Annotated in this window: 18 protein-coding genes; 6 read left to right on the top strand and 12 right to left on the bottom strand. The window is 68.8% G+C overall.

What is annotated here, in order from left to right; genetic code table 11:
* Nucleotides 1-247: 247 nt before the first annotated feature.
* The 3 genes from Q7A36_RS31295 to Q7A36_RS31285 all read right to left on the bottom strand — a co-directional run bounded on the left by Q7A36_RS31295 (nucleotide 248) and on the right by Q7A36_RS31285 (nucleotide 1,928).
* The gene (locus Q7A36_RS31295) at nucleotides 248-742 is read right to left on the bottom strand and encodes a helix-turn-helix domain-containing protein (RefSeq protein ID WP_305107719.1); all 495 of its coding nucleotides are present in this window, start codon (nucleotides 740-742) and stop codon (nucleotides 248-250) included.
* Between the two features lie 609 nt (nucleotides 743-1,351).
* Entirely contained in the window at nucleotides 1,352-1,675 is a 324-nt protein-coding gene (locus Q7A36_RS31290; protein ID WP_305107718.1) for a BrnA antitoxin family protein, read from the bottom strand.
* Nucleotides 1,650-1,928: a BrnT family toxin gene (locus Q7A36_RS31285; protein WP_305107717.1), complete on the bottom strand. Its 279-nt coding sequence runs from the start codon at nucleotides 1,926-1,928 to the stop codon at nucleotides 1,650-1,652. The genes Q7A36_RS31290 and Q7A36_RS31285 overlap by 26 nt, the downstream gene beginning before the upstream one ends.
* Before the next feature lie 249 nt (nucleotides 1,929-2,177).
* Between Q7A36_RS31285 and Q7A36_RS31280 the strand changes: the two genes are divergently transcribed.
* Entirely contained in the window at nucleotides 2,178-2,597 is a 420-nt protein-coding gene (locus tag Q7A36_RS31280; RefSeq protein ID WP_305107716.1) for a DUF6525 family protein, read from the top strand.
* A 91-nt stretch (nucleotides 2,598-2,688) separates the two neighbouring features.
* Here the strand turns inward: Q7A36_RS31280 and Q7A36_RS31275 are convergent, their stop codons facing one another.
* Nucleotides 2,689-3,417 carry an RraA family protein gene (locus tag Q7A36_RS31275; RefSeq protein ID WP_305107715.1) on the bottom strand — a complete coding sequence of 243 codons (729 nt, stop codon included), beginning with the start codon at nucleotides 3,415-3,417 and terminating at the stop codon, nucleotides 2,689-2,691.
* Nucleotides 3,418-3,690: 273 nt separating this feature from the next.
* Nucleotides 3,691-4,587: a recombinase family protein gene (locus Q7A36_RS31270; protein WP_305107714.1), complete on the bottom strand. Its 897-nt coding sequence runs from the start codon at nucleotides 4,585-4,587 to the stop codon at nucleotides 3,691-3,693.
* A 487-nt stretch (nucleotides 4,588-5,074) separates the two neighbouring features.
* Here Q7A36_RS31270 and Q7A36_RS31265 point away from each other — a divergent pair, with 487 nt between their 5' ends.
* Together Q7A36_RS31265 and Q7A36_RS31260 are read left to right on the top strand one after the other, a co-directional pair.
* Nucleotides 5,075-6,274, top strand: coding sequence for a hypothetical protein (locus Q7A36_RS31265; protein WP_305107713.1), 1,200 nt, complete (start codon nucleotides 5,075-5,077; stop codon nucleotides 6,272-6,274).
* Nucleotides 6,275-6,422: 148 nt separating this feature from the next.
* The gene (locus Q7A36_RS31260; RefSeq protein ID WP_305107712.1) at nucleotides 6,423-7,076 is read left to right on the top strand and encodes a transposase; all 654 of its coding nucleotides are present in this window, start codon (nucleotides 6,423-6,425) and stop codon (nucleotides 7,074-7,076) included.
* Nucleotides 7,077-7,379: 303 nt separating this feature from the next.
* On the opposite strand, the gene Q7A36_RS31255 is transcribed toward Q7A36_RS31260, so the two are convergent.
* From Q7A36_RS31255 to Q7A36_RS31235, 5 genes are all read right to left on the bottom strand, one after another.
* Complete coding sequence (locus Q7A36_RS31255; RefSeq protein ID WP_305107721.1) at nucleotides 7,380-11,027, bottom strand: PAS domain S-box protein; 3,648 nt, start codon at nucleotides 11,025-11,027, stop codon at nucleotides 7,380-7,382.
* A gap of 116 nt (nucleotides 11,028-11,143) precedes the next feature.
* The gene (locus Q7A36_RS31250; RefSeq protein WP_305107711.1) at nucleotides 11,144-11,749 is read right to left on the bottom strand and encodes a tyrosine-type recombinase/integrase; all 606 of its coding nucleotides are present in this window, start codon (nucleotides 11,747-11,749) and stop codon (nucleotides 11,144-11,146) included.
* Nucleotides 11,750-11,827: 78 nt separating this feature from the next.
* Nucleotides 11,828-12,223 (bottom strand): Tn3 family transposase, encoded by a 396-nt coding sequence (locus Q7A36_RS31245; protein WP_305107710.1) that lies wholly within the window; start codon nucleotides 12,221-12,223, stop codon nucleotides 11,828-11,830.
* A gap of 55 nt (nucleotides 12,224-12,278) precedes the next feature.
* Nucleotides 12,279-12,698 carry an organic hydroperoxide resistance protein gene (locus Q7A36_RS31240; protein ID WP_305107709.1) on the bottom strand — a complete coding sequence of 140 codons (420 nt, stop codon included), beginning with the start codon at nucleotides 12,696-12,698 and terminating at the stop codon, nucleotides 12,279-12,281.
* 190 nt (nucleotides 12,699-12,888) lie between these two features.
* The gene (locus tag Q7A36_RS31235; RefSeq protein WP_305107708.1) at nucleotides 12,889-13,446 is read right to left on the bottom strand and encodes a cupin domain-containing protein; all 558 of its coding nucleotides are present in this window, start codon (nucleotides 13,444-13,446) and stop codon (nucleotides 12,889-12,891) included.
* 38 nt (nucleotides 13,447-13,484) lie between these two features.
* Here Q7A36_RS31235 and Q7A36_RS31230 point away from each other — a divergent pair, with 38 nt between their 5' ends.
* Nucleotides 13,485-14,066 (top strand): helix-turn-helix domain-containing protein, encoded by a 582-nt coding sequence (locus Q7A36_RS31230; protein WP_305107707.1) that lies wholly within the window; start codon nucleotides 13,485-13,487, stop codon nucleotides 14,064-14,066.
* A 578-nt stretch (nucleotides 14,067-14,644) separates the two neighbouring features.
* Here the strand turns inward: Q7A36_RS31230 and Q7A36_RS31225 are convergent.
* Nucleotides 14,645-15,502 carry a recombinase family protein gene (locus Q7A36_RS31225; RefSeq protein WP_305107706.1) on the bottom strand — a complete coding sequence of 286 codons (858 nt, stop codon included), beginning with the start codon at nucleotides 15,500-15,502 and terminating at the stop codon, nucleotides 14,645-14,647.
* Nucleotides 15,503-15,556: 54 nt separating this feature from the next.
* On the bottom strand, nucleotides 15,557-15,808 hold the full coding sequence (locus Q7A36_RS31220) for a hypothetical protein (RefSeq protein WP_305107705.1): 252 nt from the start codon (nucleotides 15,806-15,808) through the stop codon (nucleotides 15,557-15,559).
* A gap of 266 nt (nucleotides 15,809-16,074) precedes the next feature.
* Between Q7A36_RS31220 and Q7A36_RS31215 the strand changes: the two genes are divergently transcribed.
* A complete protein-coding gene (locus tag Q7A36_RS31215) occupies nucleotides 16,075-16,887 on the top strand; it encodes an amino acid kinase family protein (protein WP_305107704.1) in 813 nt (270 codons plus the stop codon).
* Between the two features lie 12 nt (nucleotides 16,888-16,899).
* Nucleotides 16,900-17,730, top strand: a complete 831-nt coding sequence (locus Q7A36_RS31210; RefSeq protein WP_305107703.1) for an amino acid kinase family protein — start codon at nucleotides 16,900-16,902, stop codon at nucleotides 17,728-17,730.
* Nucleotides 17,731-17,753: the final 23 nt, after the last annotated feature.

Here is a 17,753-nt window from a genome sequence, read left to right as displayed (position 1 = left end):
CAGATCTGACCGGCGCGGCTGTAACGCCGGCGCAGCTCGCGGAGGAACGCTTGCGCGTCGGCCTGCCCGACATGGCGGCGGATCAGCACGATGCGATGTGCGGTCCGCAGGCCGATTGCACCGAACAACACCCGCCTGGCGTTGGCGCCGGTGATCGGCACCATGGCCTGCTCTCCCGTGCGCGCCAATGTTGCGCGCAGCGTCCAATCCATGCACAGCAGCACGTCGCCCGCTTGCCAGCCTGCCTTCAGGCGGCGGACCAGAGCCCCTTTTCCTGCGCCAGATGGGTCGCTCGTCCAGCATAGACGTGACGCGGCCGCTTCCAGCAATAGCCCGCCTCTTGGAGGCGACGCCGCAGTGTCCGGGCGCTGATGGCAATGCCCTCCTGCGACGCCAAGTAGTGCGTCAGCAGTGGCACCGTCCAACTCGTGGCCAGATAGCCGTAGCGGCGCGGGTCACGAGCCAGCACTGCCACCAATCGCCGCAGCGTAAGCCGACTGCTCTGCCGTGGCCGACCACTCCGCGGCCGATCTACAAGCACGGCTGCATCCCGCCCCACCTCATACTTCGCCAGCCAGCGGTGCACGCTGGAGCGATCGACACGGCAGCGGCGGGCCGCCTCGGCCACACTCTGCCCCTCAGCGACCAGCAGCAGTGCCTCTACCCGGCGATAAACGCGCGCCTCACCAGCTATCTCCAGGGCAGCGGCGAGCCGCTTGCGATCCGCACCGCTGAGCTTCACGCGATGGCGTCGGGAAGGTTTTCGCATGCTCCCGAAAGGGCATACTCAGCCACGGTGCTGCAACACTTTTGGCTGCCTACTTAGGTCGCTGGCCGTCTCCAAAACGGCCACCGCATGGCCCAACTTAAACAGTGCGCAAGCGCAACTCGTTGAATCCATAGCGACAATCCAGCTCGGAAGGCGTTTGTAGTGCAAACACCGCTGGCGCTTCCAAATTTGCTTTTGAGATCAGCAAGTTAGCGCCGGTTGAAAAGTTGAACCCGGCCGTTGGCACTACAAACAGGAGTGAATTTCGTTTCCTCTTTTGCTTTCAAGCGCGTCCACCTTGAGACCCGTAGCCCTACCGCTAGCGGTTGAGGGCCCTGTCAACGGGCGTCGTCATAGGGGCGGAATTACAGGTTCCGAAGTGGACGTGGTTTAGGTCCTTGCGGTCGCTCTCGGGCAGCTGTCGGACCGCTGCGGCAGCACTCGGCCGATGCTCGCTCCAAAGATGAAAGCCCGAAGGTGGCTTCATTCGTCACGGCAGCGCCAACCCAGCTTCGCGTGTGACCCGGTTTCAAACCACGCCCGCTTCCTGCATCCCCTCGACCGCTCCCCCGGCCTCCCGACTCAGGTCTCGGTCAGTGCCTTCCGCAGCATCGCGTTGGCGCGGGTCTGCCATCCCGGCCCGGAGGCTCGCAGCGCGTCGAGAACGTCGGGATCAAGGCGGATCGAAACCAAGCTTTTCTTGGGAGCCTTCTGCGGCCCACGGACACGACCTCGCTCGTGGGCCGCTACGATCTCGGGCACGATCTCGCGCGCCGGCAGGGCCCGCGCGAAATCGTCTTCACTCCATTCCGGGGCATCCGGATCAGCCCCAATGCCCTGCTGGATCTCTGCCTCCTCTTTGTCTGTCGGCCAGTGGAGGTCAGCGGGGAGTTGTTTCGGCCGCATAGCGCAGAACTTCCTTCCTGCTGGCGGGCCGCAGGCTGATCACCCAAACGACCCGACGCTCGACCGTGAAGGTCATGTGGTACAGACACCGCCCGATTGGGGCCAGCGCGTTCAGCCGGACTTCGCCGTAGCCGTATCGAAGATCTGCCCGCACCAAGGCCCGCGACCAATCAAGCTGCACGACCGCCTCGAAGGACACTCTGTGCTTCTCAAGGTTCGCGGCGGCCTTACCAGGATGCCAGTCGTAGCGCATCGCGCGGATCGTATATACAAAAAAGTACGGGAGCAATCCTCCGCCGCCCCGCAATACGCAGTCCTGGCTTTTCCGGTCGCCCCTCTCGGCGCGGCCCGGCGCCCGCCTCACCTCTGATAAAGCCGCTATTTGGGAAAGCGGCGGCTGCCCAAGCCCACATCACGCTCCATAACCGAGTTTCCTGTCGGACTTTTCCTGCAGGCCGGCGATGTTGTTCCCCGAAGTCGGCCCTCCGGTAGAAGCCGGCCGATGGACAACAGCATGGCCACCAAGCCCTACAGCAAGCTCAGGGGCAATCCTTACCGGGCGTATGAGGAACTGCCCGTCGAGGTGCGTCGGGCCCTGCAGGAGGCCCTGGTGGACTGGTGCCCGCTACGTGCGCGAGAATGGCACCTCCATCTGTTACAGTGGCAGCGGTTGCGGCCGGGGCAGGCGGCGTCCTTGCTCGTCCAGACGATCCGCAGCCACCATCACGCCGAGGTTGCCGCCTTTGCGAGGACCTGGCCGAAAGGCGCTCAAGCCTATCCGCACCTCGCGGCCGGCGCGACGCTCCAACGCTATGTCGGGCCGGACGGCATCCCTGCCGCGGAGCCCGCTCGTGTCACCCCGACGAAGACGCGGTCGAAGGCACCGGTCCAGCGCAAGGTACGCCGCCGCTCCCGACGCTGAGCGTCGGCCGGGTGAGACCCAGTCCGACAGCTCCTTGCCGTGCAGGGCGGGGCAGGGCAGGGTGCAGCGCCTTCACCCTGCAATGGGAGCGTCAGGGTTTCGGCTTGGCCGAGTAAGCGCCGCCGGCCGCCCACACCTCGGCCGCCGTCTTCGCCGCGCGCAACCGCGCCAGATGCTCTGCCTCCCCGGCCAGCATCTTCTCAGCGTTCTCGAGCACCTGGGCGGCCCGATCGGCGGGAAACTTCACCGCGCCGTTCTCGTCCATGTGGATCAGCTCGCCCGGTGCGACATCCATGCCGCCGACCGAGACCGGTACGTTCACCGCCTGCACCGCCATCTCGCCATGTCCGGCTGTGACGCCGCCGGGCAGCAACTGGAAGCCGAGCTTGCGGATCGCGTCGACGTCGCGCGAGGGTCCGTTCGAGAGCATGCCGATGCAGCCGACCGACATCATGGAGGTGACCATGATCTCGCCGGCGAGCCCGGCCTTGGCCATCAGCTCCGGCGGCCATTTTTGCTGGATGACCAGGATGGTCGGCTTCGGCATGGCGTCGAGCGCGTCGATGACGTCCATGAAGCCCAGCCGGCCGCTGTAGTTCGGATCCGGCAGTCCGTAGACGCAGGTAACGGCGTGGCCAATGACCGGTCCCATCGCCGGATAGATGCAGCGGATCGAGGTGTCGGTGTACCAGTTCTCGGTCCAGGGATTGTACAACCCGAGGCAGAGCGGGTTCTTCGGGTAGGTCGCCACGACATTGGTGATGGTGGGCGTGTCGATCTTGCGCAGTCCGGCGAAGATCTCGTCCTTGCTGGCCGCCATGCCGGCGTTCTCCCTTGGTCACGGACCGCATGGTCGCGGGCCAGACGCTCCTCGCCCAGGCCACTCCGCAGGTGTCGCGTTTCCTGATTCGTGTCATCGCGTCGTGGATTGGGGTATCGGACCAGCATCCGTACCCTGATCCGTGCCGCCGGCCGGCCTGGCAACAGCGCAGGGTGGCGCGGTCAGTCTGGCCCCTTGCTGCCGGCCAGGGCCGCCATGGCGCCCCTGGACTTGCCCCCGGATCGATGCCCCGGAGCTGGGCCGACGGCACGTCTATGCGGCTGGCAGCAGGCCCGCCTTCCTGGCGCGGGCGAGGACATGCGCGACCGAGCCGGGCCGCCAGTGGGCGCCGCCGCGCGGCGTTGGCTCGCGCAGCGCCTCCAGCCGCGCCCCGATCTCCCGCAGCGTGGCCTCCGGGTCGCTGAGCACGATGCCCGCCACCACCGCGAGCAGCCGGTCCGGCGCCGCCCGGCGCGGGACGGGGTCGAGCAGCGAGCGGTCCGCCATGCCCTCGGCGGCCAGGGCCCGCACGGCGCGCAGCAGCCGCTCCCCGGTCCAGCGCGGCGCCCCGACCGGCTGGCGGGCATTCAGGTAGCGCACCACCGCCTCCCAGGGCCGGCCCTCGGCCCGTAGCCGCTGCACGGCGGGCAGCCAGGCATCGGCGCCGGCGGCCAGCCCCTCCAGCCAGGCCGCCCGCCGTGCCGCCGTGACCTGGCGGATGGCGGCCGGATCGCCGGCGCGCAGGCCGGGGTTGCCGGCCTGCCGGCCGCGCGCCGCGGCGGCCTGCATGCCGCTGCGGGTGCGCTCGCGGATCAGGGCGCGCTCGAGCTGGGCGGCCGCACCGAGCACCTGCAGGGTGAACAGGCCCTGCGGGCTGGCGGTGTCGACCGGGTCGCGGAGCGAGCGGAAGTGCACACCGCGGGCCTGCAGGCCCTCGATCACCTCCAGCAGGTGCGACAGCGAGCGGGCGAGGCGGTCGAGCGAGACCACGACCAGGGTATCGCCGGGCCGCAGCCGGGCCAGGGTGCGGGCGAGCACGGGCCGGTCGCGGTCGCCGCCCGAGGCGTGCTCCTCGGCCACCTCGCCGCAGCCGGCGGCGCGCAGCTCGTCGAGCTGGCGCCGCGTCGCCTGGTCCTCGGTGCTGACGCGCGCGTAGCCGACCAGCGCCATGCCGGGGCTCCCTTGTCCTGCTGCGCCCCGGCCCGCGGCGGCCAGGGTGAGGGTGGATCTCACGATTGAGGATCAACTTGGCCGAGGAAACCGTCTGTCCTGGGTTTTGTCAAATATCGCAAGTCGTGCGCATCCGGTCCTTTGCAGGCGCATCAAGAGCCCGCGCCAGCCGCCGGCGGCCAGCCCAGGCCGCCTATCGAGCGGCGCCGGGCACCCCGGCAGGCCGAGGCGCAAGCCCCTGTCGGATCAGCATTCTGCCGCGTGCAGGGCGGCAGTCCCGAGGTCCGCGACGGGCGTCCGGGCGCCGGTTCAGCGTGCTTCCAGAGTCTGGCGGAGGCCGCGACCGCATGCCGGGGTCCTCGATACGACCAGCGACGTCGTACGGGAACCACCCAGGCTGCCTTCCGGGCCGAAAATAAAAGCTACTCTGAAGTGAATGCTTGATTAGGGTAAATCAGACCGAATCGGAGGGGAGGGAGGCTCATCGGTGTCGCTGGCATCGAGCAGGCGGGCTGACACGCCCCCGCATCTCGGGGACCCGGCGCTGCTGGCGGCCCTTGCCCTGGCCAGTGTCGCGGTCGCGCGGCTCGATGCCGCCACCGCCCTGCATCCGCTGCTGCCGGCCCTGCTGCACCGGACCCGCCTGGATGCGGCCCGGCGTCAGGCCGCGGCGGACGGGCACCTGATCGACCCCTGGCACCTCGCCGCCGCGCTGGAGGGCCTGCCGTTGCGGGCCATGCGGGACAGCGAGCGAATCATGGACGCGGGCGCGATCCAGGACGCCGCGCGCCTCGCCCTCGACTACCACGGCTGGCTCGTGGCCCCCGACGAGGACGCGGAAGACGCGGTACTGGTGGTCCTGGCCGCACTCGAAGGGCAACGCCCCTATGGCGTTCCGCTGCTCGATGCCGCCTGGCGCGCCTGGCTCTGGCTCGAGCGCGGCGGGACGCGCCCGCCGCTGCGCGCCGCGCTGGTGCGGCGCTTGGGCACGGCGGGCCTGCTCCGCGCCCCGCTGCCGCTCACCGGAGCGGCCGCGCTCGGGCCCGACCAGCCCTGGGACCCGCCGCTCTGGATCCCGGCATTCCTGCGGGCGGTCGCCGCCGAGGCGGGGACGGCGCTCGACCTGCTGATCGAGATGGAGCGGCGATGGCTCGCGGCGCGGGCGGCCGTCGCCGCCGGGCGGCGCAGCACCTCGCGCGCGCCCGCGGCGGTGGACCTGCTCGCGGCCGTCCCGCTGGTCTCGGCCACGACCTTGGCCGTCGCGCTGGGGATGTCGGTGAAAGCGGCCTGCGCCATCCTCGACGAGCTTGTCCGGCTGGAGGTCGCGGTCGAGGTGACGCACCGCCACAGCCGCCGCCTGTTCGGCCTCGCCGGCCTTGCGCCGCTGCGGCAGGCGGCGGCACCGCCGCGCCGGCCGCTGCCCGGGCGGGGCAGGGGGCGGCCGCGCGAAGTGCCGGCGGCGCTGGACGTGCGGCCCGAACCCGCACCGCCCGCACCGCCGCGCCCCGGGCCGCTGGAGCGGCGAGCCTTCGCCTACGGCGACCTGGAGGCGGCCATGCAGGCGGTGGACGCGGTAATCCGCAAGACACGGGCCGGGCTCGCGCGGCTGGCGGGGAGCGGACCGGCCGATGCCGACGCTGCGGGGGTAGGCGACCCAGCCTGCCCCACGGACAGGTCACCGCGATAGGGTTCCGGCCCCCGGCCCGCCAGGGCGTCCGGCAAGGCCAGGACGGTGCACCAGGGCCTCCCCTGCCCTGTGCGCCCAGGGATGGCGAAGACGACATCGGATCGGGCACAAACGACACGATAGAGGGCACTACGACACGGATCAGGGCATGCCCAAGCCCCTGGAATCCCACGATCCCGTACGTCATCGATTAGGAAATGTGACAGGTCCGCTATGCCGGCTACTCGACGCCTGGTACATGCGGGGCTCGGTGATCCGGGCGGCACTGCAGCGCGGTCACACCATCGTCGGTCAGGTCAGGCGCGACACGGCCCTGTTCGAGCTGCCGCCGCCGCGTGCACCCGGCAGGCGTGGGCGTTCGAGGCTGTATGGTGCCAAGCTCGACGACGAGGCGGTTGCCCGGCTGCCGGTCTCGCAGCACCGCATCGACGGCTATGGCGGCCGGATGGCTCGCCTGCGCCACTGCATCTGCCGTCCCCGATTTCTGCGTGGCGTCATTGTGCAGGCGGTCTGGTGTGAACTTCACAAGGGCGGCGGTGCTTGGGCGAAGCGGCGCCTGCTGCTGTCGACCGACTTGGCCCTGTCAGCCGTCGAGATCGTCGACGCCTACTCCAAGCGCTGGACCGTTGAGCCGCTGTTCGCCGCCCTCAAGCTCACCGATGGCCTGGGCGCGATGTGGCAGCGAAGCCGGACGGTCCTGCTGCGCTGGCTTCACCTGGTCCAGATCGGCCGCGTCCTGCTGGTCCTGCTCACCGCCAAGGCGGAACCAGAGGTCGTCGCATTGGTCCGGCTTGGTGGCTGACGCAAGCCCGTGACGCTGACGCCGGGTCTGGTCAAGGACGCGCTCGCACGGCGGTTCCAAAATTTCGAGGTGTTCCGCCTTCTGCCCGCAGCACGCGCCAAATCGGGACCGCTCCGTGGCACCGGACCACCTGGGCGTGCAGCCGCCGCATGAGCGTCGCTCAATGGCTGTTTCTGACCGCCTGCAACCGACCCGAACAGCCCGATCAGACCGCGGCCATTGCCGGAGCACGGCCAGATGAACTCGAAACTCAAGTCAGAGGCGAGCAGCACGCCATGAGGTCGGGCGATATGGCCGATCCCGTCACGCAGGCGCTGCGCGAGGGTTGCCGCCCCATTCCTGCTGTCTTGCTTGCAAAAGGGCCTGCACGCGGTGGGCCAAGACGTCGAGCTCGAAGGGCTTGCCGATTACCTCGACGCCGGAGGGCAGCGCGGTGCCGGCGTAGCCGGTGACGAACAACACCGACAGTTCCGGGATGCGCTCGCGCACAGCCTCCGCTAGCTGTCGACCGTTCATCCCGCCTGGCAGCCCGACATCGGTGACCAGCAAGTCCGGGCGGGCAGTCGCCAGAACGCGCAGCGCCTCCGGCCCGTCCCGCGCCTCCAGCACCGAGAGGCCCAGCTCGCGCAGGCGGTCGGCTACCGGGCGGCGGACCGCGTCCTCGTCGTCGACCAGCAGTACGGTCCCGCTCGGCCCCGCCACGGGAGAGGAGGGGCAGCCCGGCGCCGTGGCCACTGTCGCATCGCCCTCGTGCACCGGCAGGAGAAGGCGGACCGTCGTGCCTTGCCCGGACACGCTCTCGATCCGCACTAGCCCGTCGGACTGCCGCGCGAAGCCGTAAACCTGGCTCAACCCCAGGCCGGTGCCCTGGCCCTGCGGCTTGGTGGTGAAGAACGGCTCGAACACCCGCGCCAACACCCCGGGCGGCATACCCGTCCCGGTGTCCGCGACCGAGATCCCCACGTACGTGCCCGGCGCGGCCTGCCCTTCCGGGATGTCCGCAGCCGAGAGGCTTGCCAATTCCGTGCGGATCGTTAGCCGACCACCTTCGGGCATGGCGTCGCGGGCGTTGATGCAGAGATTCAGCAGCGCGCTCTCCAGCTCGTTCGGATCACACAGCACAGCACCGGCGCCGCCGCGCAGGGTCAGCTCGACCGCGATGCCCGGCCCGACCGTGCGGCGGACCAGGTCAGCCAGCCCGGCGACCAAGCCGTCCGCGTCCACCAACCGGGGCTCCAGCCGCTGGCGCCGGGCAAAGGCCAGCAAGCGCCGGGTCAGCCCCGCCGCGCGTCCTACCGCGTCATGAGCGGCGTCCAGGTAGCGCATAGCCATATCGGCATGGCCCTGGCTGATCTGGCGACGCGCCATGGCGACGCCGCCGACGACACCCTGGAGCATGTTGTTGAAGTCGTGGGCGATGCCGCCGGTGAGCTGGCCTACTGCCTCCATCTTCTGCGCTTGGCGCAGGCTCTCCTCGGCCGCCATCAGCTCGGCCGTCCGCTCGGCGACCCGCGCCTCCAGCTCCGCGCCAGCACGGGCCAACACCTCGCGTGCCCGCACTTGGTCGTCGATGTCGGTGCAGGAGCCGATCCACTCCGCGGTCCAACCATGGTCCCGCACCGGCGTGCCGCGGATCTGGAACCAGGCGTAACGGCCGGAGGCGGCGTGGCGAATCCGGCAATCAACCTGGAGTCGGCCGTTCGGTCCCGCCACCCGCCACGCGACCCGGGCTGCGTCCCGGTCATCCGGGTGCAAAACGTCGAGCCAGCCCAGGCCACGGCTCCGCTCGTCGCTCTGCCCGGTGTGGTCGCGCCACTGCGGGCTGGACCAAGTCCACAGCCCACCCTCGCCCGAGCGCCAGACGAGTTGCGGTATGCCCTCCACGAGCGCCCGCAGCCGCGCCTCCTCCTCGCGCAGCGCCGCCTCGGTCCGCTTCAGCTCCGTGACGTCCTGCCCAACGCCGCCGATACGCCGCACCGTTCCGTCCGAACCACAGATCGGGAAGTCCGTGTTGCGCAGCCAGCGAATCCCGCCATCGGGACGGCGCACACGGTATTCGAAGGTGACGCGCTCGCCCGCACCGACGCGCGCGATGCCGGCCACGGCGTGCGCGCGGTCTTCCTCGACGATCAGGTCGGTCCAGCTACTCAGCCCCTCGCCGGCAAGGGCGGCATCGCGCCTCAGGCCATAGATCGCCTCGAAGGCAGGGCTCAGGTACTCCCATTGCAGCGTCTCGGCGTCGCGGATCCAGAGGACGTCGGATGACGCCTCACCGAACTGGCGGAGACGCTCCTCGCTCTCGCGCAGGGCGGCCTCGGCACGCTTGCGGCCGGTGATGTCGATCGCCACCTCGACGACGGTGCCGTCACCGAGGTCGCGCCCCGAAAACAGGATCCAGGTCCTGCTGCCATCCTTGCACAGATACTCCTTCTCATAGGGACCGACCCGGCCCGTCCGGAAGAAGGCCTCCATCTGTGCCTCGCTGTCGGCAACCCACTCGGGCGGCGTCATCGTCCGCCAGTGGAGCCGTCCGCCCTCGACCTCCTTGCGCGACCAGCCCGACATGCGGAGGAAGACGTCGTTCGCGTCGATCAGCAGGCCGTCGTACCTGAAGAAGAGGACGGCGACCGCATCGGTCTCGAGCACGCGCCGCAGCCTCTCCTCACTCGCGCGCAGCGCTTCCTCCACGGCCCGTCGAGCCGTTACGTCGCTGGCGGCCCCGAACCACTCGCGGATCCTGCCCTCCGCGTCGAGCAGCGGGACGGCGCGAGAGTGAGCCCACCCGAAGCCTCCGGCAGCGCGCCGCACCCGGTGCTCGAGATCGAAGACGCGTCTCGCGCGGATCGCCTCCTGGATCGCGTCCCAGACCTGCGGCTGATCCTCGGGGAGGATGTATTCGTCAAGCCATGACCTGCTGGGCTCGGGCGTGTCGGCGAGGAAGCCATGACCGTCGAGCCTGCGCAATTCCATCCAGTCCGGACTCATGCTGTAGACCGCGTAGGACGTCGCGGTCACCAGCGCGCGGAGCCGCTCCTCGCTTGCCCGCAGCGCTGCGTCGGCCTTGTAGCGTTCGACGAACTCCGCCGCGCTCCATGCGAGCAGGTCGACCAGCCGCAGTTCCTCCTCGGTCGGCCGGTGGGGGTGGCGGAACTGCGTGCTCAGCACGCCCACCATCTCGCCGCTCCGGGTGACCATCGGCGTCGACTGCGCGGCGAGGATGCCGTCAGCCAGCGCAGCCTCGCCGTCCGCCGTGCCGACGAGGCCTGGGAAGGTCCGGGTGTCCTCGATAACCAGCCGCTGGTGTTGCCGCCGGGCGGCGTCGCAGCCGGCGGCGAAGCCCTCGTGGCGGAAGTGCGCGACGAAGGGGCTGTCGGGTGGGTAGCCGTGTTCGGCAACGATCTCGAGGCGCTCGCCGTCGCTGCTGACGAGCTGCACCGTGCCGCGGTCGGTTCCGGTGAAGCCACAGGCGGCCCGCAGGATGTCCCGCAGCGCCACCATCAGGTCGGTCTGCCGCGCCAGTCTCGCATGCAGGTCATAGAGCTGGCGCATGCCGGCAAGATTGGCGGCCAGGCGTGCCTCGCTGTCGCGCAGTGCGGCCTCGGCGCGGAGCCGCGTGCCCACCTCCTGCCCCATCATGTGCACGGCGGTGACCACACCGGCGTCGTCGCGCACCGGCATCAACATGGCGTCGAAGGCGTCGGCCGCCTCCCCCTCGCCGCGCGTGTCGAGCGGTTGGGCGGCGACCTGCACCACCTCGCCCGCGAAGGCGCGCGCGTAGAGCGGCGCGACCGTGGCCCAGCCCTCCGGGAAGGTCTCCTGCATCGGCCGGCCGAGCGCCAGCGGGTGGCGGGCGCCATAGAGGCGTGCCGCGGCGTCGTTGTAGATCAGGATCCGCTCGGGCCCGCAGGCGAGGCTGGAAACCTCCGGGCTGGCCAGCACGGTCTCGACCATCAGCTTGAGGCGCGACGACCAGCCCTCGGCCGGCCCGAGCGGGGTCGCCCCCCAGTCGTGAGCGCGGACGCGCCAGGCCATCTCGCCCTCGCCAGGCGGCCAGCCCACGACGCCGCTCACCGCCACAACCCCTCGAAGCGCCGGCCCGCGGTGCGGCTATAGCGGACCGTGTGCCGGGGGTCGCGGTGGCCGAGGTAGACCTGGATGAGCCGCAGGTCGTGGCCCTTGTCAGCCAGCGCGAAGCCGCAGGAGTGGCGCAGCGTGTGTGGGTGTACGCCGGCCAGGCCGGCGCGCGCCGCCGCGGCGGCGACTCGGTAGTTCACGGCTTGCCGCGTCATCGGCCCGTGGCGCTCGGAGACGAAGAGCCCGGGCAGTGCGTCGGCGCGGGTGGCGAGGTAGCGGTGGACGGCGCGCAGCGCGTCGCCGGCGATCGGCTGCTCGATCGAGAGCCCGCCCTTGGGGCGGCGTACCCAGAGCCGGGCGAGGTCGAGCTCGTCTCGGCGCAGGCCGATGGCCTCGCTGACCCGCAGCCCGTGGCGGTAGGTCATCAGCAGCAGGAGGTGGTCGCGCACGCCGTACCGGCTGGCCTTGGCCGCGTCCAGCAGCCAGGCGACCTCGGCGGGCGAGAGGTAGTCCTTGTTGCGCTCGGGCCGATTGGCGGCCTCGGACCCCTCGGCATGGCTACTCTTTACGTTTGGCCGCTTGGACGGGATCGATCGCATGCGGTCTCCCCTCGCCCGAACGGGCCAGACGCGGATGTGCTCGCAACAGAACGCACCTTCCGTAAGGAGTTGCCGGCCTCACTTCGCGGCGAGCAGGTCCAGATCCAGCCGTCGCTCCATGTCAAAGTCCAAGACGCCGTACGAGCTGTCGTGGCCCCAGACGAACGGGGTCAATCCGCGCCGGTCGGCCGGCGTCATCCGTGCCAGCCAAGCCGGCTGGGCGAGGACGCGCTGGAGCATCAGCGTGTTCACGCAAACGAGGCAGAACTGCAGTAGGTGGAGCGCATGCAACGGAACCTCCTGCTCGTCCAGCCGGTTGCTCGCGAGCTCACCGCCCTTGCCGAAGAAGATGAAGCTGTTGGCGCTGTCCCGGTCTCGACGACGTTCAGCCCCTCGTGGATCTCGCGCCGCAGCGCCTCCGCGTGCAGGCAGCAGCAGAGGAACAGGGGCTTGGCCGCTTGCCGAGCTCGGCAAGCGGACGGCATTGCCGTGCGTGAAGCGCCGCAGGCTGGCCCAGGATCTGGCCGGCTCAGACCACCTTCACGTCGACCTCGATGTTGCCGCGTGTTGCCCGTGAATAAGGGCATACGCCCCTGTGGGCGACCTGCGCTATTTCCTCGATCTCAGCCCGGTCGCGGCCCGGAACGGACACTGCCAGCGTGACCGACAGCCGGAAATAGCCATCCTGTTCCCGGCCAATGCCAACTTGCGCAGTGACCGAGGACTCCCGGATCGGCACCTTGCGCTCGCGTGCTACACGCAACAAAGCATTCTCGAAACAGGCTGCGTAACCAGCCGCGAAGAGCTGCTCCGGGTTGGTCGCGGCGCCACCCGGTCCGCCGAGCTCCTTCGGGTGTGCCAGCGGCAGGTCAAGGATGCCGTCCGACGAACGGATATGGCCTTGCCGGCCGCCGACAGCCGTAGCCGTCGCCGTGTAGAGGATTTGCATCGTGCGTCCCTTCCTGTTTCCTGGTCAGCACACGGGCAATCGGTCCGGGCGACATGCACCTCGGCCCTTGAACGTGACGTCACCCTCGATCCTGCTGTCGTTCAGCAGGCTGCAGACACCCTCATTTGGATGCTGCCGCTGTGCATCGCAGCTTCGAATGTCGGTCCGGCGGTTGATCGCCGCTTTGCTCTCAGGCAATGCCGGCCCGGCGGTAAGCCTTGCCAACCATGTAGGCGACCCCCTCTGGTCCGACCTGCGTCGTGTGCTGACACCCGGCCGCAATCTCGCAATGGTCGCCGGCGCGGAAGGTCTCCGACTTGTTATCGCGGGTGACGGTGATCTCGCCGCTCAGCACCATGATCCGCGCGTCGAAGTCATGAGCGTGCAGATCCTCGGATGAACAGGGTTTCTGCCCGCCATGCACCACCTCGAAACCTTCCCGGCGTAGGTCGCTCTCAAAGGCCTCACGGGTGAGAGGTCCAGAACGCCGCCGGCCCGAGAGCAGTGCCACGCCTTCAGGGCCTACATGCTCCGCATGCATGCAGCCCATCGGAACTTCGAAGCATTCTCCCGCATGGAAGGTGGCCGGCGTGTTGTCGCGGGTGATTGTGATCTCTCCCCCCAGCACCAGGGCCCGGGCATCGAAATCGTGGCAGTGATTGGCTGCCACGAGATTCGGCTTCAGGCTGCTGTTGACCACCCGATAACCGTCGCGGCGCATGTCTGCTTCGAATTCCCCCCGGTCCATCGTCTCTGCTCCTTGCCTGGACGAGCCATCTGTGCGCTATGGAGGACATGCTGTCAACTTTAGAGAACGAGGTGAACGTCCGCACAGGTCTTGCCGTCAAGCGGCACCGCGAGGCGGCCGGGTTCAGCCTGCGGATGCTAGCCGCGCGCAGTGGCATCTCACCCTCAATGATTTCGGACATCGAGCGCGGGACGAAATCGCCAACCGTCGTCACCGTGGTGCGGCTCGCTCGGGCGCTGGGGGTCGGCATCGCCGCCCTGGTCGACGGGGATGCAGGCCAAGCGCCGCGCATCAACGTCCTGCGTTGTGGCCAGGGCAGGGAAGGTGACCAGCCCGCCCCTTGGCAAAGCCTGGGGCCCGCTCTCGCCGGCAGCCGCATCGACTTCGTGCGCTATAAAATCCCGCCGTCGACCGCCCTGGGTACCGCAGCCGCCCACCCAGCTGGTACGGTCGAACATATGCACGTTGCCAGCGGCACCATCCGGGTCACAGTCGGCGACGAACAGGCCGAGCTCACCGCGGGCGACAGTTGCAGTTGTCGCACCGACGTCCCGCATGCCGTCGAGAACCCTGACCCGTCGGCTGAGGCGCTGCTTTACCTGATTGTCGAGCGGGGCTGATCCCGCTCTCTCGCTACGGTTTTGTCAGAACTCGTGCCAGACCCGACGACGTGAGGCGAAAGCCAATGTCAGCTTACGCCGCTTCGAGAACGGCGAGCACACTGGTGGCGCGACGAAGGTGAAGCAGACGACGGCGGCGGGCAGAGACGTATTGGCTGTGACGAGTGCAGGGGCGGAGGAAGTTGCGAAGCTCATCGTAGCTTCGACAGAACCGCTCCGCTGACGCGAAGCTCTTGAAACCCCGCATACACCGCGTGCGCCCTTTCACGCCCCGGTGGTCTTGCTCGATAGTCCAATCGCAAATGACAAAAACGGACCTGCTCGCTGGCCCGGTCCGTTGGCATTACGTAGCGGATCTCCACCTCGCCGTCGGTGACGATCACTCGGTCAATCAGGAGCTCGACCAAAGCCCGTCGCTGCTCGAAGGTCGCCTGCGCCAAGCCCTGGCGCACTCGCTGGCAGAAGTCCTCAATGCCGGCGGAGAGCCCGGCGAGTTCCTTCTGACGATCCGCTTGGGCGTCGAGCTGCCGTGCCTTGTCCTCGAGTTGGCGTTGCCGCTCCTCGAGGTCACGCCGGCGTCAGCGGTACTCGTCCAGCAGCACGACCCCGCCAAGATAGGCCTCGGTCAGTCGCTCGAGTTGCTGCCCGAGGCTCTCTTGGCCCCGTCGTAGTCCCTGCTGGCGTGCCTGAAGCTCCTGTGGCAGCCACTGCCCGCCATGCGCCCGTGCCAAAGCCCGTGAGGCCTGCTCGGGATGGCTCAGCAGGTCGCAGAGATCGGCCCAGACCAACTCGTCGAGGCGTTCGGCCGGGCTCAGCCGCGACGGACATTTCTGCTCCCGGTGCGAGAACAGGGCCGGCAGCTTGCCGGTGCAGGAGTAGTAGCGGTACCGGTGCAGGTTGGTCCGCGCCAGGCAGGCAAGGCCGCACACACCGCAGCTGACCAGGCCCCGCAACAGGTAGGGATGAGCTTTGTTATTGCGCTGGGCAAAGCGCCGGTTGCTGGCGAGCCGGGCCTGCACACGGTCGAAGTGCTCCTGACTGACAAGTGGCGGGATCTCGGCGACCAGGATCCACTCGTCTCGTGGCGCGTCCACCCGGCTCATGGCCGAGTGCTTGCGCGGCGCTGTCGCCGAGCGCCGCTCCAGCGTACCGTGGCGATGCCAGCGGTTGCCATAGACCTGGCCAGCATAAGCTGGATTGGTCAGCAAGCAACGGATGCTGGCCAGGTTCCAGCGGGCCAGCCCCGTCGAGGTCCGGATGCCGCGCTGCTCCAGCAGGCGGGCTAGCGAGCAGAAGCTGTGGGTCTCCTCCGCATACCAGGCAAACATCTCGCGCACGATGGCCGCCTCGGCCTCCTCGATGCGGACACCTGCGGGATCACGCGGGCGATCTGGATCCACCCGGTAGCCAAAAGGCGCTCTGGTCCAAGGCAGCATCAGTCCCGCCTCCAACTTGCGCTCCCACTCGCGGCCGTTGATCCGCTCTGCGGCTCAACCGTAGCTGAAGACGGTGCCACGGAGGAGGAACATTTCGGCCAGGTCGCGCAGGGTCAGGCGGTAGCGCAGCCGCCACAGCACCACCAGCGCGATCACGTCGGACGGGTACTGGGCGTGGTTCAGCACGGTGCCGGAGCGCTCGTTGTACTGCTTGCTGCAGGTCCGGCAGCGGAACCGGCGGTAGCCCTGGGCAGTGCGCTCCGGCCGCTCGGTCACCTCGGACGAGCCGCAAGCCACACAGTCCATCCCCACCCTCCGCCCCCGTCGAGCCCAGAGCCGGAGCCTACCAGCCCTACCCCGGCCGGCCAAACGGGCCGATTGGCGCGAAGCCTGACAGAACGATACTTTTCGCCATATGCGGCGATTAGTACCCCTGACAAGCCGCCGGTGGCTTCTGCTTCATTGCAGTTTTTCCGTTCCTGGCTATGACAGGCTCGGCGCCCTGCCTTTCATCCGGCAGCGAGCCACACAAGACAATCTCAACCCAGCGAACTTCACTTCCGAGAGGGCCTATGACCGACACGACGGCAGAGCTCGAGGCTCTGCTCACGCAGCGATCGCTGACCGACCCGGATCTTCTCGCCGCGGCAGAGGCGGCGGCAGATTTCCGGATCCTTCCAGACGCCACGGTCATCAAAATCGGCGGCCAAAGCGTCATCGACCGCGGGCGCTCGGCCGTCTATCCGCTCGTCGACGAGATCGTCGCTGCCCGCGGCACCCATAAGCTACTGATTGGCACCGGTGCAGGCACCCGTGCTCGGCATCTTTACTCGATCGCCGCGGGGCTCGGCCTGCCAGCCGGTCTGTTGTCGCAGCTCGGTGCGTCGGTCGCCAACCAGAACGCCATCATGCTGGGACAGCTCTTGGCGAAATACGGCATCTCCACGGTCGAAGGCGCGGGGCTCTCGGCGGTGCCGCTCTACCTCGCCGAGGTAAACGCAGTCGTTTTCAGTGGCATGCCGCCCTACGGCCTATGGATCCGCCCGGCGCCGGAAGGTGTCATCCCGCCCTATCGCACCGATGCCGGATGCTTCCTCCTGGCTGAGCAGTTCGGCTGCAAAGCGATGATCTATGTGAAGGATGAGAACGGCCTATACACCGCGAACCCGAAAACCGCGAAGGACGCCACCTTCATTCCGAAGATCTCGGTTGGCGAGATGAAGGCGCGCGGGTTGCACGACTCGATCCTCGAATTTCCGGTGCTCGACCTGCTTCAGGCCTCGCGCCACGTCCGCGAGGTGCAGGTCGTGAACGGGCTCGTCCCAGGAAATCTGACCCGCGCGCTCGCCGGCGAGCATGTCGGCACTGTCATCACCGCGAACTAGAGGTCGACCGCCATGCCCGAAACTACCAGCATCAAGCATGTCGCCTCGCCGCTCGCGCGCCAGACCCTCCTGGATGGCGATCTCACCCGCCCTGTGGCCGGCGGGCGACCGATCCGCATCCTACCCTGGCTGCAGGTCGTGAAGATCGGTGGTCGCTCCATCATGGATCGCGGCCGAGAAGCGATCCTCCCGATCGTGGAGGAGATCCGCAAGCTCCTGCCCGAGCATCGCCTACTCATCCTGACCGGCGCTGGCCTCCGCGCCCGCCACGTCTACAGCGTCGGCCTCGACCTCGGCCTGCCGGTCGGCTCGCTCGCCCCGCTTGCCGCCAGCGAAGCCGGTCAGAACGGCCATATCCTCGCTGCGATGCTGGCACCGGAAGGTGTCTCCTATGTCGAGCATCCCACCATTGCCAACCAGCTTGCGATCCACCTCTCCGCCGCCCGTGCGGTCGTGGGGAGCGCCTTCCCGCCCTACCACCATCATGAGTTCCCGATCTCGCGCATCCCGCCTCACCGGGCCGATGCGGGCGCTTTCCTCCTCGCCGACGCGCTCGGCGCGGCGGGCCTGACGATCGTGGAGGATGTGGACGGGGTATACACCCGCGACCCCAAGAGCCCCGGTGGAGAGCAGGCAACGCTGCTACGGGAGACGAGCGCCGCTGACCTGGCGAAGCACCAGGGTACGTTGCCCTTCGACCCGGTGCTGCTCGAGATCATGGCAAATGCCCGCCACCTTGAGCGGGTGCAGATTGTCAACGGCCTCGTGCCGGGCAGGCTTACCGCTGCGCTGCGCGGCGAGCATGTCGGCACGATCATCCGTACCGGCGCACGCCCGGCCTAAGGGGTGGAGAAGGCGGCGCCGAC

The sequence above is a fragment of the Paracraurococcus lichenis genome, assembly GCF_030657435.1.
In the GTDB taxonomy this organism is placed as follows: domain Bacteria; phylum Pseudomonadota; class Alphaproteobacteria; order Acetobacterales; family Acetobacteraceae; genus Paracraurococcus; species Paracraurococcus lichenis.
This window is presented reverse-complemented; position numbering and strand designations above follow the sequence as displayed.

What these genes read in the sequence shown, in the direction of transcription:
- Q7A36_RS31290 (WP_305107718.1), bottom strand. Translation starts at nt 1,675, where the DNA reads ATGCGGCCGAAACAACTCCCCGCTGACCTCCACTGGCCGACAGACAAA.
- Q7A36_RS31285 (WP_305107717.1), bottom strand. Translation starts at nt 1,928, where the DNA reads ATGCGCTACGACTGGCATCCTGGTAAGGCCGCCGCGAACCTTGAGAAG.
- Q7A36_RS31280 (WP_305107716.1), top strand. Translation starts at nt 2,178, where the DNA reads ATGGACAACAGCATGGCCACCAAGCCCTACAGCAAGCTCAGGGGCAAT.
- Q7A36_RS31275 (WP_305107715.1), bottom strand. Translation starts at nt 3,417, where the DNA reads ATGGCGGCCAGCAAGGACGAGATCTTCGCCGGACTGCGCAAGATCGAC.
- Q7A36_RS31270 (WP_305107714.1), bottom strand. Translation starts at nt 4,587, where the DNA reads ATGGCGCTGGTCGGCTACGCGCGCGTCAGCACCGAGGACCAGGCGACG.
- Q7A36_RS31260 (WP_305107712.1), top strand. Translation starts at nt 6,423, where the DNA reads ATGCCCAAGCCCCTGGAATCCCACGATCCCGTACGTCATCGATTAGGA.
- Q7A36_RS31255 (WP_305107721.1), bottom strand. Translation starts at nt 11,027, where the DNA reads ATGGTCGAGACCGTGCTGGCCAGCCCGGAGGTTTCCAGCCTCGCCTGC.
- Q7A36_RS31250 (WP_305107711.1), bottom strand. Translation starts at nt 11,749, where the DNA reads ATGCGATCGATCCCGTCCAAGCGGCCAAACGTAAAGAGTAGCCATGCC.
- Q7A36_RS31240 (WP_305107709.1), bottom strand. Translation starts at nt 12,698, where the DNA reads ATGCAAATCCTCTACACGGCGACGGCTACGGCTGTCGGCGGCCGGCAA.
- Q7A36_RS31235 (WP_305107708.1), bottom strand. Translation starts at nt 13,446, where the DNA reads ATGGACCGGGGGGAATTCGAAGCAGACATGCGCCGCGACGGTTATCGG.
- Q7A36_RS31230 (WP_305107707.1), top strand. Translation starts at nt 13,485, where the DNA reads ATGGAGGACATGCTGTCAACTTTAGAGAACGAGGTGAACGTCCGCACA.
- Q7A36_RS31225 (WP_305107706.1), bottom strand. Translation starts at nt 15,502, where the DNA reads ATGCTGCCTTGGACCAGAGCGCCTTTTGGCTACCGGGTGGATCCAGAT.
- Q7A36_RS31220 (WP_305107705.1), bottom strand. Translation starts at nt 15,808, where the DNA reads ATGGACTGTGTGGCTTGCGGCTCGTCCGAGGTGACCGAGCGGCCGGAG.
- Q7A36_RS31215 (WP_305107704.1), top strand. Translation starts at nt 16,075, where the DNA reads ATGACCGACACGACGGCAGAGCTCGAGGCTCTGCTCACGCAGCGATCG.
- Q7A36_RS31210 (WP_305107703.1), top strand. Translation starts at nt 16,900, where the DNA reads ATGCCCGAAACTACCAGCATCAAGCATGTCGCCTCGCCGCTCGCGCGC.